General features: G+C 62.8%; 13 protein-coding genes and 1 riboswitch. Of the genes, 12 read left to right on the top strand and 1 reads right to left on the bottom strand.

The features are described 5' to 3' along the window. Positions 1 to 239 precede the first annotated feature (239 nt). From ACP7DW_RS18945 to ACP7DW_RS18890, 12 genes are all read left to right on the top strand, one after another. Positions 240 to 980, top strand: coding sequence for a Crp/Fnr family transcriptional regulator (locus ACP7DW_RS18945; protein WP_152253562.1), 741 nt, complete (start codon positions 240 to 242; stop codon positions 978 to 980). Between the two features lie 44 nt (positions 981 to 1,024). Next, complete coding sequence (locus ACP7DW_RS18940; RefSeq protein ID WP_426056105.1) at positions 1,025 to 3,268, top strand: PAS domain S-box protein; 2,244 nt, start codon at positions 1,025 to 1,027, stop codon at positions 3,266 to 3,268. Positions 3,269 to 3,296: 28 nt separating this feature from the next. Further along, a complete protein-coding gene (locus ACP7DW_RS18935) occupies positions 3,297 to 4,103 on the top strand; it encodes a response regulator (RefSeq protein ID WP_426056106.1) in 807 nt (268 codons plus the stop codon). Positions 4,104 to 4,142: 39 nt separating this feature from the next. After that, positions 4,143 to 4,397 (top strand): hypothetical protein, encoded by a 255-nt coding sequence (locus ACP7DW_RS18930; RefSeq protein WP_096233818.1) that lies wholly within the window; start codon positions 4,143 to 4,145, stop codon positions 4,395 to 4,397. A 108-nt stretch (positions 4,398 to 4,505) separates the two neighbouring features. Further along, a riboswitch (TPP riboswitch) is annotated at positions 4,506 to 4,621 on the top strand. A 79-nt stretch (positions 4,622 to 4,700) separates the two neighbouring features. Continuing rightward, the gene (thiC, locus tag ACP7DW_RS18925) at positions 4,701 to 6,614 is read left to right on the top strand and encodes a phosphomethylpyrimidine synthase ThiC (RefSeq protein WP_141171720.1); all 1,914 of its coding nucleotides are present in this window, start codon (positions 4,701 to 4,703) and stop codon (positions 6,612 to 6,614) included. A 22-nt stretch (positions 6,615 to 6,636) separates the two neighbouring features. Then, the gene (gene thiS / locus ACP7DW_RS18920) at positions 6,637 to 6,840 is read left to right on the top strand and encodes a sulfur carrier protein ThiS (RefSeq protein ID WP_426056216.1); all 204 of its coding nucleotides are present in this window, start codon (positions 6,637 to 6,639) and stop codon (positions 6,838 to 6,840) included. A 143-nt stretch (positions 6,841 to 6,983) separates the two neighbouring features. Further along, complete coding sequence (locus ACP7DW_RS18915; RefSeq protein WP_092803851.1) at positions 6,984 to 7,778, top strand: thiazole synthase; 795 nt, start codon at positions 6,984 to 6,986, stop codon at positions 7,776 to 7,778. 8 nt (positions 7,779 to 7,786) lie between these two features. Further along, positions 7,787 to 8,542: a bifunctional hydroxymethylpyrimidine kinase/phosphomethylpyrimidine kinase gene (gene thiD, locus ACP7DW_RS18910; protein WP_426056107.1), complete on the top strand. Its 756-nt coding sequence runs from the start codon at positions 7,787 to 7,789 to the stop codon at positions 8,540 to 8,542. A gap of 10 nt (positions 8,543 to 8,552) precedes the next feature. Continuing rightward, positions 8,553 to 9,197 carry a thiamine phosphate synthase gene (gene thiE, locus ACP7DW_RS18905; RefSeq protein WP_426056108.1) on the top strand — a complete coding sequence of 215 codons (645 nt, stop codon included), beginning with the start codon at positions 8,553 to 8,555 and terminating at the stop codon, positions 9,195 to 9,197. 45 nt (positions 9,198 to 9,242) lie between these two features. Continuing rightward, positions 9,243 to 9,875 carry an ANTAR domain-containing response regulator gene (locus tag ACP7DW_RS18900; RefSeq protein ID WP_099760683.1) on the top strand — a complete coding sequence of 211 codons (633 nt, stop codon included), beginning with the start codon at positions 9,243 to 9,245 and terminating at the stop codon, positions 9,873 to 9,875. A 112-nt stretch (positions 9,876 to 9,987) separates the two neighbouring features. Further along, a complete protein-coding gene (locus tag ACP7DW_RS18895) occupies positions 9,988 to 11,094 on the top strand; it encodes an S-(hydroxymethyl)glutathione dehydrogenase/class III alcohol dehydrogenase (RefSeq protein WP_141171723.1) in 1,107 nt (368 codons plus the stop codon). Positions 11,095 to 11,280: 186 nt separating this feature from the next. Next, on the top strand, positions 11,281 to 12,135 hold the full coding sequence (locus ACP7DW_RS18890; protein ID WP_426056109.1) for a hypothetical protein: 855 nt from the start codon (positions 11,281 to 11,283) through the stop codon (positions 12,133 to 12,135). Here ACP7DW_RS18890 and ACP7DW_RS18885 read toward each other — a convergent pair. Beyond that, positions 12,132 to 12,407, bottom strand: a complete 276-nt coding sequence (locus ACP7DW_RS18885; RefSeq protein ID WP_426056110.1) for a hypothetical protein — start codon at positions 12,405 to 12,407, stop codon at positions 12,132 to 12,134. The two genes, ACP7DW_RS18890 and ACP7DW_RS18885, sit on opposite strands and share 4 nt — an antisense overlap. Positions 12,408 to 12,493 lie beyond the last annotated feature (86 nt).

Raw genomic sequence — 12,493 nt, 5'->3', positions numbered from 1 at the left:
GATGGCGTCCGGTAGCAGCGCCGGCGCCGATCCGTGATACGGCAGCCCTGGCAGTGACTGACTGTAGGGCGCGGGGTACCTGAGCGTCCGTTCGCTGCCGAACAGACGACCATGCCGTCAAGAAATATAGTGGGGGCACTGTGGCAGCGCTGTGTTACGCTGCACTATTATGGTGCCCCTCGTTCGGGCGCTTTTCATTGATCCCCCTAGCTGACGACTGGAAACCAGGAAAACTGCCCATGTCGAGTCCGCATGCCCAGCTGCACAACCCGAATCAAAACCATTTGCTCGCCGCCATGCTCGACGCCGATTTCGCGCGCCTGGCCCCCCATCTGGAGCAAGTCTCCATGCTGCTCGGTGACGTGATCTACGATTCGGGCGACAAGCTGCAGCATGTGTATTTCCCCACCACCGCCATCGTGTCCATCCACTACCTGCTGGAAAACGGCGGCTCGTCGGAAATTGCCGGCGTCGGCAATGAAGGCATGGTGGGCGTGTCGCTGTTCATGGGCGGCAACTCGACACCGAGCCGCGCCGTGGTGCAGACGGGCGGCGTCGGCTACCGGCTCAAGGCCCATTTGCTGATGGAAGAATTCGACCGCGCCGGTCCCGTCATGCGCTTGCTGCTGCGCTATACGCAAGCCCTGATCACGCAAATGTCACAGACGGCCGTGTGCAACCGCCACCATACGGTGGAGCAGCAGCTGTGCCGCTGGCTGCTGCTGACCATGGACCGCCTGCCGAACCGCGAGCTGACGATGACACAGGAATTGATTGCCAACATGCTGGGCGTGCGCCGCGAGGGCGTGACGGAAGCGGCCGGGCGCTTGCAGCAGCGCGGCTTCATCAGTTACCGGCGCGGCCATATCTCCGTGCTGGACCGCGCCGGCCTCGAAGGCCATGTGTGCGAATGCTATGGCGTGGTCAAAAAGGAATTCGCTCGCCTGCTGTCGGACGTGCGCCAGCGCCAAGGTTCCTGATCACCGCATGTCCCTCTTATCGTTGTCACAGCCCAGGCTACCTCATGCAATCTGTTGAAAACATTCCCCCGCGCGCACCGTCGCGCTGGCCCATGGCGCTGGCGTTTTCATTCAGCGCCATCGCGCTGCTGGCCGTCGGCGTGCTGGCCTGGCGCGCGCCGTTCGAGACGGCCTGCGTCATCGACGCGCTGGTCTTCCTGCTGCTGATGCTGCTCGTGGCGCTGTACCGGCGCACGCTGGCGGCCAGCCTGCCGCGCCAGCTGCTCAAGGCGGGCGCCTTGCAGGATGCCATTTTCAATAGCGCCAATTTCTCGTGCATCGCCACCGATGCGCAGGGCGTGATCCAGATTTTCAATGTGGGCGCCGAACGCATGCTCGGCTATGAAGCGAGCGACGTGGTCGACAAGCTGACCCCGGCCGGTATTTCCGACGCGCAAGAAATCATCGCGCGCGCCGCCGCCCTCAGTGCCGAACTCGACACGGTCATCACGCCCGGCGTCGAAGCGCTGGTGTTCAAGGCCACGCGCGGCATCGAAGACATCTACGAATTGACGTATATCCGCAAGGATGGCAGCCGCTTCCCCGCCATGGTCTCCGTGACGGCCTTGCGCGACGCGCAGAGCAAGGTCATCGGTTACTTGCTGATCGGCACCGACAACACGGCGCGCAAGCAGGTCGAGGCGGAACAGGCGCTGCTGGACCAGCGCTTGCGCGAGCAGCAGTTCTATACGCGCTCGCTGATCGAATCGAATATCGACGCCCTGATGACGACGGATCCGCGCGGCATCATCAGCGACGTCAACCAGCAGATGGAAGCGCTGACGGGCTGCACGCGCGACGAATTGATCGGCGCACCGTGCAAGAATTACTTTACGGAACCGGAACGGGCCGAGGAAGCCATCGCACGCGTGTTGCGTGAAGGCAAGTTGACCAATTACGAGCTGACGGCCCTGGCGCGCGACGGCAAGCGGACGGTGGTGTCGTACAACGCCTCGACCTTCCACGACCGCGACCGCAAGCTGCAGGGCGTGTTTGCCGCCGCGCGCGACGTGACGGAACGCAAGCAGTTCGAGCAAGCGCTGCAAGACACGAATATCGAAATGGAAAAGGCCCGCCAGGCGGCGGAAAAAGCGAATCTGGCCAAGTCCGAGTTTCTGTCGAGCATGAGCCATGAGTTGCGCACGCCCTTGAATGCCGTGCTCGGCTTCGCCCAGCTGATGGCGTCCGAGACACCGGCACCGAGCTTGCCGCAGCAGCGCTCGATCGATCAGATCCTCAAGGGCGGCTGGTATCTCTTGCGTTTGATCAATGAAATCCTCGACCTGGCCATGATCGAGTCGGGCAAGGTCACCATGTCGGAAGAGGCGATGTCCTTGCTCGATGTGTTGCAGGATTGCCAGGCGATGATCGCGCCGCAGGCGGAAAAGCGCGGCATCAGCATGCATTTCCCCCGCTGCGGCAAGGCTTTCTATGTGCATGCCGACCGCACGCGCGTGAAACAGGTGATGATCAACCTGTTGTCGAACGCCATCAAGTACAACCAGAGCGGCGGCAGCGTGAAAGTCGTTTGCCGCCAGCACGGCGACAAAGTACGCACCAGCGTCACCGACAGCGGCGCCGGCCTGAATGCCGAACAGATGAGTCAGCTGTTCCAGCCTTTCAACCGCCTGGGTCAGGAAAGCAGCACGGAAGAGGGCACGGGTATCGGCCTGGTCGTCACCAAGCAGTTGGTCGAACTGATGGGCGGCACCATCGGCGTCGACAGCACGGTGGGCCTGGGCACCACCTTCTGGGTGGAATTCCAGGCTTCGCGCGCGCCCGAACTGCACCTGGAAGAGGGTGAAGTGCTGCCTGTGGTGCAGGAAAATCAGGAAAGCCAGCGCACCTTGCTGTACGTGGAAGACAATCCCGCCAACCTGGCGCTGGTGGAGCAATTGATCGCCCGCCGCAGCGACTTGAAACTGCTGACGGCCATCGATGCGCACCTGGGCATCGACCTGGCGCGCACGTATCAGCCGGACGTGATCTTGATGGATATCAACCTGCCCGGCATCAGCGGCTATGGCGCCCTGAATATCCTGCATGATGATCCCCTCACCAGCCACATTCCCGTCATGGCCCTGTCCGCCAACGCCGTGCCGCGCGACATCGAGAAGGGCCTGGAAGCGGGCTTCTTCCGCTATCTGACCAAGCCCATCAAGGTCGTCGAATTCATGGACGCGCTCGACGTGGCCCTGCACCATGCGGCCGCGCACGGCCTGGCCGACGACACTCACACAGTACGCTAATTCAGCACTTCATTTTAGGAATACCGCCATGCTTCAAGCCACCGAGATCCTCAACGCCAGCATCCTCATCGTCGATGACCAGGAGGCCAACGTCATGCTGCTCGAACAGGTGCTGCGCAACGCCGGCTATACGCGCATCACGTCCACCATGGACCCGCAAGCCGTGCGCGCGCTGCACCAGCAGCACCGCTACGACCTGATCCTGCTCGACTTGCAGATGCCGGAAATGGATGGCTTCGAAGTGATGGAAGGCTTGCGCGACATCGAGGCGGGCAGCTATCTGCCCGTGCTGGTGATCACGGCCCAGCCCGGCCACAAGCTGCGCGCGCTGCAGGCGGGCGCCAAGGACTTCGTCAGCAAGCCTTTCGACCTGGTGGAAGTCAAGACGCGCATCCACAACATGCTGGAAGTGCGTTTGCTGTACCAGAAGCTGGCCGAATACAACAAGTCGCTGGAACAGAAGGTGGAAGAACGCACGGCGGAGCTGCGCGAAAGCGAAGCGCGCTTCCAGCGCTTCACGGAACTGTCGTCCGACTGGTACTGGGAACAGGATGCGCAGGGCAACCTGACGCGCTTTTCCGGTCCCGTGGCTGAAATGCTGGGCATCGGCAGCGAGGAAGAGCCGCAGCGCTGGAATGCGGCCGAACGAGCGCTGCTCGACGCCAAGATTGCCGCGCGCGAACCGTTCCTCGACTTCATCTACAGCCGCGCCAACCTCGACGGCAGCACGCAGTATTTGCAGGTCAGCGGCGAACCGATGTTCGACAATGGCAGCCGCTTCATCGGCTACCGCGGCATCGGCCTCGATGTCACGGAGCGCTTGCGGAGAGCGTGATTTATACTTGGTGTCATCGACATCGACAAGGAAAGCATCATGGCTGACAAATCTCCCTCCTACTGGTTTCCCGCCAAGACCTATGGCTGGGGCTGGGGCTTGCCCATCACCTGGCAAGGCTGGCTGGTGTTTCTGGCCGCACTGGCGCTGTTCGCCTGCGGCGCTTTCCTGTTCCCGCCGCAAACCATGCTCGTCGGCTACATCGTGTATGAAGTGGCCATCGTTGCCGCGCTCATTTTCATTTGCCAGCTGAAGGGCGAACCGACCGCCTGGCGCTGGGGCAAGAAGAAATAAGCGTGCTGGCATCTGTTGCATTGCAGCAGATGCACAAACACGACATCGTCAAGAAATCATCTGGCCACGCGGCGTGAACCGCGTATAATTGGCTCGCTGCCGCAAGGCGGCAAACGCTAGGGGTCCTGCCTTTCGCTGTGGAAACACAGTGCAAGCGCGGGTGAGAAATACCCTCCGAACCTGATCTGGATAATGCCAGCGAAGGGAAGCTTTAGGATGAACGCACCCCGCCTTTCCGCGTGCGCAATTCCGAACCTCCTTAGCTGGCTCCAGGCTTAAAAATAGTCTAGCCAAGGAGCCAAAATGAACGCCAACCCGAAATTCCTCTCCGCCACCGCCACGGTCGACGAAGCCGCCATCGCGCCGCTGCCCAATTCGCGCAAGATCTATGTCGAAGGCAGCCGCCCCGACATCCGCGTGCCCATGCGCAGAATCAGCCAATCCGACACGGAAGCGTCGTTCGGCGGCGAAAAGAATCCGCCGATCTACGTGTACGACACCTCCGGCCCCTACACGGACCCGGACGTGCAGATCGACATCCGCTCGGGCCTCGATACGCCGCGCCTGCCGTGGATCATGGAACGTGCCGATACGGAAGAGTTGCCCGGCCCCACCTCCGATTACGGCATCGCCCGCCTGGCGGACCCGAAACTGGCCGAGCTGCGTTTCAACTTGCACCGCAAGCCGCGCCGCGCCATTGCCGGCAAGAACGTCACGCAAATGCATTACGCGAAGCGCGGCATCATCACGCCGGAAATGGAATTTGTCGCCATCCGCGAAAACATGCGCCGCCAGGAGTATTTGCGCGAACTGCAAGCCTCCGGTCCCATGGGCGAACGCCTGGCCGACCTGATGGGCCGCCAGCACCCGGGCCAGTCGTTTGGCGCCAGCATCCCGGCCGAAATCACGCCCGAATTCGTGCGCGAGGAAATCGCCCGCGGCCGCGCCATTATTCCCGCCAACATCAACCACCCGGAAGTGGAACCGATGATTATCGGCCGCAATTTCCTGGTGAAAATCAACGCGAACATCGGCAATTCCGCCGTCACTTCGTCCATTGGCGAGGAAGTGGAAAAGATGACCTGGGCCATCCGCTGGGGCGGCGACAACGTGATGGACTTGTCCACCGGCAAGCACATCCACGAAACGCGCGAATGGATCGTGCGCAACAGCCCTGTGCCGATCGGCACCGTGCCCATCTACCAGGCTCTGGAAAAGGTCAACGGCAAGGCCGAAGACCTGACGTGGGAAATCTTCCGCGATACCCTCATCGAGCAGGCCGAGCAGGGCGTCGATTACTTCACCATCCACGCCGGCGTGCTGCTGCGCTATGTGCCGATGACGGCCAAGCGCTTGACGGGCATCGTCTCGCGCGGCGGCTCCATCATGGCGAAATGGTGCCTGGCGCACCATCAGGAATCGTTCCTGTACACGCATTTCGAAGACATTTGCGAAATCATGAAGGCGTATGACGTGTCGTTCTCGCTGGGCGACGGCTTGCGCCCCGGTTCCATCTACGACGCCAACGACGAAGCGCAGCTGGGCGAACTGAAAACCCTGGGCGAGCTGACGCAAGTGGCATGGAAGCACGACGTGCAAGTGATGATCGAAGGCCCGGGCCACGTGCCCATGCAACTGATCAAGGAAAACATGGATTTGCAGCTGGAACAGTGCGGCGAAGCGCCGTTCTACACGCTGGGACCGTTGACCACCGATATCGCGCCCGGCTACGACCACATCACGTCCGGCATCGGCGCGGCCATGATCGGCTGGTATGGCACGGCCATGCTGTGCTACGTGACGCCGAAGGAACACCTGGGCCTGCCCAACAAGGCGGATGTGAAGGACGGCATCATCACCTACAAGATCGCGGCGCACGCGGCCGACCTGGCGAAAGGCCATCCGGGCGCGCAAATCCGCGACAACGCCCTGTCGAAAGCGCGCTTCGAATTCCGCTGGGACGACCAGTTCAACATCGGCCTGGACCCGGACAAGGCGCGCGAATTCCACGATGAAACCCTGCCCAAGGATTCGGCCAAGGTGGCGCATTTCTGCTCCATGTGCGGCCCGCATTTCTGCTCGATGAAGATCACGCAGGAAGTGCGCGAATACGCGGCCGGCATGGGCATCGCGGAAGACCAGGCACTCAAGCAGGGGATGGAGGTGAAAGCCATCGAATTCGTCAAGAACGGCGCCGAGCTGTACCGCAAGGTCTGAAGGAGGCGGCATCGTGAACGCAATGATAGACATCGTGCTCAATGGCGCGCCGCACCAGGTGCCACCCGGGCAAACCCTGGATCAGCTGATCGCCGCGCTGGCGCTGGAAAACCAGGCGCTGGCGCTGGCCGTCAACCGCAATGTCGTGCCGCGCAAGGCGTGGCAGGGCAAGACCTTGCAAAGCCAAGATCAGGTAGAAATAGTCCGCGCCATCGGTGGCGGCTGAAAACGTCCAAGCAAACCTACTGCGCGTCGCGCTTTGCGGCCTGCGATGCTCACCGTGCTCAAGCACGGTTGCGCGTCTCGGCCACAAATCATCGCCGCTCGCTACGGTTTTCTTCGGACGTTTAAAAACTTAAGGAAAAGCACATGCATACCGCAACAAACAATGACCTGCTGACGATCGCAGGCAAGCAATATCAATCACGCTTGTTGGTCGGTAGCGGCAAGTACAAGGACTTGCCGCAGACGCGCGAAGCGACGGACGCGGCCGAGGCGCAGATCATCACGGTGGCGATCCGCCGGGTCAACATCGGGCAAGATCCGAACGCGCCCAGCCTGCTCGACTTCGTGCCGCCGGACCAGTACACGATCTTGCCGAACACGGCCGGCTGCTACAACGCGAAAGATGCCGTCTACACGCTGCAACTGGCGCGCGAACTGCTGGGCGGGCGCAATCTGGTGAAGCTCGAAGTATTGGGCGACGAGAAGACCCTGTTTCCGCACATGCCGGAAACGCTGATTGCGGCCGAAGCGCTGGTCAAGGATGGCTTTGACGTGATGGTCTACTGCAGCGACGACCCGATCCAGGCGAAGATTCTGGAAGACATCGGCTGCGTGGCCGTCATGCCGCTGGCCTCCCTGATCGGCTCGGGCATGGGCATTTTGAATCCGTGGAATCTGTCGCTGATCATCGATCAGGCGAAAGTCCCCGTGCTGGTGGACGCGGGCGTGGGCACGGCGTCGGATGCGGCCATTGCCATGGAACTCGGTTGCGATGGCGTGCTGATGAATACGGCGATTGCCGGCGCGCGCGACCCCGTGCGCATGGCGCGTGCCATGAAGCTGGCCGTGCGGGCCGGGCGCGAAGCGTTTCTGGCGGGCCGCATGCCGCGTAAATTCGCCGCTTCGCCGTCGTCGCCGATGGCGGGCCGCCTGGCGTGATGGTGCCGATGCGCCACACTGTGCTGGTGTTTGCCGGCCTCGACCCGTCGGGCGGCGCCGGCCTCGCCGCCGATATTTTGGCCATTGCGGCGCAGGGCGCGCATGCCTTGCCCGTCATCACGGCGCTGACGGTGCAGGACAATGACCGCGTGTTTGCTGTCGAACCTGTGGCGCCGGAATTGCTGCGCCGCCAGGCACAGGCGCTGATCGACAAGATGGCCATTCTCGCCGTGAAGATCGGCATCCCTGGCAGCGCCGCGAACGCGGCCGTCATCGCGCAACTGATCGCGCAACTGCGGCAGGCGCGGCCCGATTTGCCCGTGGTGCTCGATCCCGTGCTGGCCAGCGGCCATGGCGATGTGCTCAGCCGGGACGACGCCGTGCTGGCGCTGGCGCCCTTGCTGCCGCTGACGACCGTGATCGTGCCGAACGGGCCGGAAGCGCTGGCCCTCGGTGGCGCAGAAAACCTGCGCGCGCAAGGCTGCCAGCACGTGCTGGTGACGGGCGGCCATGGCGACGGTGAGGCAGTGCTCAACCGCTGGTTTGACGACGCCGGCGGCGAGCGCGAGTGGCGCTGGCCGCGTCTTCCCGGCGAATTCCACGGCAGCGGCTGCACCTTGGCGTCGGCCATCGCGGCGCGCCTGGCATTGGGCCAGGCACTGCCCGAAGCGCTGGATCTGGCGCAACACTATAGCCATGCGGCCCTGGCCGGCGCGTATGCGATTGCGCCAGGTCAACTCATGCCGCAACGATTCTTTACATAAGGAAAACATCATGCGTGGACTGTATCTGGTCACCCCGAACTGGGACGACACCGACCGCCTGCTCGACGTCAGCGAGCAAGCTCTGCAGGAAGGCGTGGCGCTACTGCAATATCGCCACAAGAGCGCCGAGGCGCAGCAACGGCGCGAACAGGCCGGTGCCTTGCTGGCGCTGGCCCGCAAGTATGGCGTGCCTTTCATCATCAATGACTTTATCGACCTGTGCGAAGAACTCGACGCGGACGGCGTGCACGTGGGTGGCACGGATGCGTCCGTGGCGCAGGTGCGCGCGCGCCTGGGCAAGGAGAAGATCGTCGGCGCCTCATGCTATGGCGACATGGCCCTGGCACGCACGGCCGAGGCGGGCGGCGCCAGCTACGTGGCCTTCGGCGGCTTTTATCCGTCGCTGGTGAAAAAGTACCCGGTGACGACGCCGCTCGATATCGTGCTGCAGGCGAAACGCGAGATCGCCTTGCCCTGCGTGGTGATCGGCGGCATGACGCCGGACAACGCGGCACCGCTGGTCGCGCGCGGCGCCGACATGGTGGCGGCCATCACCAGCGTCTATCAAGCGGACGAATTGAATATTGCGATGCAGCAATTCAATCACTTGTTTGCGGCATGCGCACGGGAATGGAAGGCTGATTTGGGCGAATAATCGGCATATAATAAGAACATCATTCATTACCGAGGTCCCCCACCCATGAGTCAGCCAGCCGCCGCGAAACGCCTTATCCTGATCGTTGACGATGACCAGCTCCTGTTGGAATTCCTCGGCGAAATCCTGCGCCATGCCGGTTACGAGACGGCCCTGGCCCACTCGGCCGAAGTGGCGCTGCAAATGGTCGCCCAGCGCGAGCCGGATCTGGCCTTGCTCGACATCCACATGCCGGGCATGTCCGGCCTGGAACTGGCCAAGCGCTTGCATGGCGAAACGGGCGTGCCGTTCATGTTCCTGTCCGGCAGCGGCGACAGCGAATCGGGCAAGCAGGCGGCCGCCTACGGCGCCGTCGGCTACGTGGTGAAACCCGTCGATGAAGGCCGCTTGATGCCCGCCTTTGAAGCGGGCCTGGCGCGTGCCGATGAAATCCGCCAGCTGCGGCGCACCGAACTGAACCTGAATGCGGCGCTGGCCGCCGGGCGCGAAACCAGCCTGGCCGTCGGTTTGCTGATGGGCAAGTTCCAGACGGACCGCAACACGGCCTTCGAAGTGTTGCGCGACCACGCCCGCTCCAGCCGCCGCAAGATCAATGAAATCGCCAGCCAGCTGCTGCTGGCCGAGGAAACCCTGAACGGCTTGCACGGCGCCTTTTTGAACCGCGCGAAAAGCAAGTAGGTGTTGCACGGGTGCCGGCGTGGCACGCCGGCGCCTGCCTTGTTATGATGTGACGCTACGGCGCGCTGGCGCGCCCGGTTCAACCATACACAGCACACACCACAGGACACACATGAAAACCAAAGCAGCGATTGCATGGAAGGCGGGCGCGCCTTTGACCATCGAGGAAGTCGATCTGGCCGGCCCGCGCGAGGGCGAGGTATTGGTCGAGATCAAGGCCACGGGCATTTGCCACACCGATTACTACACCTTGTCGGGCGCCGATCCGGAAGGCATCTTCCCGTCCATCCTCGGCCATGAAGGCGCCGGCATCGTCGTCGATGTGGGCCCGGGCGTGAAAAGCCTGAAAAAGGATGACCACGTCATTCCCCTGTACACGCCGGAATGCCGCCAGTGCAAATTTTGCCTGTCGCAAAAGACGAACCTGTGCCAGTCGATCCGCTCGACGCAGGGCCGCGGCCTGATGCCGGACGCGACCTCGCGCTTTTCCATCGACGGTCAACCCATCTTCCACTACATGGGCACGTCCACCTTTTCCAACTATATCGTCGTGCCGGAAATCGCCCTGGCGAAAATCCGCGAAGACGCGCCATTCGACAAGGTGTGCTACATCGGCTGCGGCGTGACGACGGGCGTGGGCGCCGTCTTGTTCACGGCCAAGGTCGAGGCGGGCGCGAATGTGGTCGTGTTCGGCCTGGGCGGCATCGGCCTGAACGTGATCCAGGCGGCCAAGATGGTCGGCGCGGACAAGATCATCGGTGTCGACATCAACCCGGCGCGCCAGGCCATCGCGCGCAAGTTCGGCATGACGCATTTTGTCAACGCCAACGAAGTGGACAACGTGGTCGACACCATCGTGCAACTGACGGACGGCGGCGCCGACTATTCGTTTGAATGCATCGGCAACACCACCACCATGCGCCAGTCGCTCGAGTGCTGCCACAAGGGCTGGGGCCAGTCCATCATCATCGGCGTGGCGGCGGCCGGCCAGGAAATTTCCACCCGTCCATTCCAGCTGGTGACGGGGCGCGTATGGAAGGGTTCCGCCTTCGGCGGCGCGCGCGGCCGCACGGACGTGCCGAAGATCGTCGACTGGTATATGGAAGGCAAGCTCAATATCGATGATTTGATCACGCACCGTTTGAAACTGGACGATATCAACCAGGGTTTCGACTTGATGAAGAGCGGCGAATCGATCCGCTCCGTCGTGCTGTATTAATTGAAATACGCCGTACCACGGCGTTTTTGCGGAGGCTGCGGCCTCCGTTTTTTTTTTGCCCCGCTTCCATCCGTCGCGCAAGCCTGCCGTCCAGGCAGGGTTTTTTGCAGCCTGTCGCACCATGCTGGAGCCGTGAGCCATCCGCCGCTACAGTCAGCGCTCCACTACTTTTGCGACGAGGCAGCCATGTCCACTTCCCACCGTTTGATCCTCAGCCTGGCCGGTATCGTGCTTGGCGGCAGCGCGCTGGCCGTGCAGGCGCCGCAGCCGCCCGCGCCACCGGCCCCGCCCGCGCCGCTCAGCAAGCAGATCAATATCTCCATGGGTAGCGGCGATGGCTATGCGCTCGTCGACAGCAGCGAGGATAGCGTCACGATGGCAGGCACCGATGTCGATGGCCAGCAGATCAAGCAGCTGCAGCGTTCGCTCAAGGGGCATTTCCTGTGGTTCCGCGACCAGGGCAAGGGCTATGTGACGCAGGATGCCGCGCTGTTGGCCCGCGTGCGCGACGCCTGGAAGCCGTCGCAGCAGCTGGGGCTGGAAATGAGCGGCCTGGGCAAGCAGATGAGCGAACATGGCAAGGCCATGGGCGAAATGGGCCGCAAGATGGGCGCCCATGGCGCAGCGCAGGCGAATGGAGTTACGCGCGATGCGGAGCAGCTGCAAACGCTGGGCCGCCAGCAGCAGGAACTGGGCCGCAAGATGGGCGAGGCGGCGCGCCGCCAGGCGCAAGCGACCACGGAGACAGCGCGCCGTGCGGCAGGGCGCGAGGTGGAGCGCCTGCAGCAGCAGATGGAGGATGCGCAGGACGCCATGGAAGAGGTCAACGATCGCATTGCCGCCACGCAAGAGCGCGAAGCGGCCAAGGTGGATGCGCTGTCGCGTCAGATAGGTCAGCGCGGCAAGCCGATGGAAACCCTGGGCAAGCAAATGGAAGCGCTGGGACGCCAGCAGGAAACGGCATCGAAAGCAGCCGACAAGACCACGCGCCAGGTGATCGCCCAGGCGCTCAGCGAAGGCAAGGCCAGGCTGGTGCGCTAGGCAAGATTCCAGGTGGCGGCCACGGCGCGGTATTGCGCCGGCAACCGCTCCCTGGCCTCGTCCACGCTGGCATGCACCTCATCTTGCAGCGTTTCCCAGTGTACATCGCAGCTGAAGCGATACACACGCGCCTCGTCTGCGTAGCGGCACACGGCCAGGCCGTGGATGGCGATGGGGGCGGCGCCATGCGCATCGGTGACGTGGCCGAACGGCAAGTCGGACCAGGCCCAGGCCAGTACGCGGGCGCCGTCGAGGTGAGTGGGTGGTGTCATCGGATACAGGACGCTGTGTCGGGACGCCGATTGTAGCGCGCACATGGAAAACTGGCGCGACCGCTGGACAAATGCACAGTATTTTT

The organism is Janthinobacterium sp. PSRC1-1, assembly GCF_049897525.1.
GTDB lineage: Bacteria > Pseudomonadota > Gammaproteobacteria > Burkholderiales > Burkholderiaceae_D > Janthinobacterium > Janthinobacterium tructae.
Note: the sequence above shows the minus strand (reverse complement) of the source record. Positions and strands in the feature narration are given on the sequence as shown.

Bases quoted from the DNA above. Each gene is read 5' to 3' on its own strand.
- ACP7DW_RS18945 (WP_152253562.1), top strand. From the start codon at position 240: ATGTCGAGTCCGCATGCCCAGCTGCACAACCCGAATCAAAACCATTTG.
- ACP7DW_RS18940 (WP_426056105.1), top strand. From the start codon at position 1,025: ATGCAATCTGTTGAAAACATTCCCCCGCGCGCACCGTCGCGCTGGCCC.
- ACP7DW_RS18935 (WP_426056106.1), top strand. From the start codon at position 3,297: ATGCTTCAAGCCACCGAGATCCTCAACGCCAGCATCCTCATCGTCGAT.
- ACP7DW_RS18930 (WP_096233818.1), top strand. From the start codon at position 4,143: ATGGCTGACAAATCTCCCTCCTACTGGTTTCCCGCCAAGACCTATGGC.
- thiC (WP_141171720.1), top strand. From the start codon at position 4,701: ATGAACGCCAACCCGAAATTCCTCTCCGCCACCGCCACGGTCGACGAA.
- thiS (WP_426056216.1), top strand. From the start codon at position 6,637: ATGATAGACATCGTGCTCAATGGCGCGCCGCACCAGGTGCCACCCGGG.
- ACP7DW_RS18915 (WP_092803851.1), top strand. From the start codon at position 6,984: ATGCATACCGCAACAAACAATGACCTGCTGACGATCGCAGGCAAGCAA.
- thiD (WP_426056107.1), top strand. From the start codon at position 7,787: ATGCGCCACACTGTGCTGGTGTTTGCCGGCCTCGACCCGTCGGGCGGC.
- thiE (WP_426056108.1), top strand. From the start codon at position 8,553: ATGCGTGGACTGTATCTGGTCACCCCGAACTGGGACGACACCGACCGC.
- ACP7DW_RS18900 (WP_099760683.1), top strand. From the start codon at position 9,243: ATGAGTCAGCCAGCCGCCGCGAAACGCCTTATCCTGATCGTTGACGAT.
- ACP7DW_RS18895 (WP_141171723.1), top strand. From the start codon at position 9,988: ATGAAAACCAAAGCAGCGATTGCATGGAAGGCGGGCGCGCCTTTGACC.
- ACP7DW_RS18890 (WP_426056109.1), top strand. From the start codon at position 11,281: ATGTCCACTTCCCACCGTTTGATCCTCAGCCTGGCCGGTATCGTGCTT.
- ACP7DW_RS18885 (WP_426056110.1), bottom strand. From the start codon at position 12,407: ATGACACCACCCACTCACCTCGACGGCGCCCGCGTACTGGCCTGGGCC.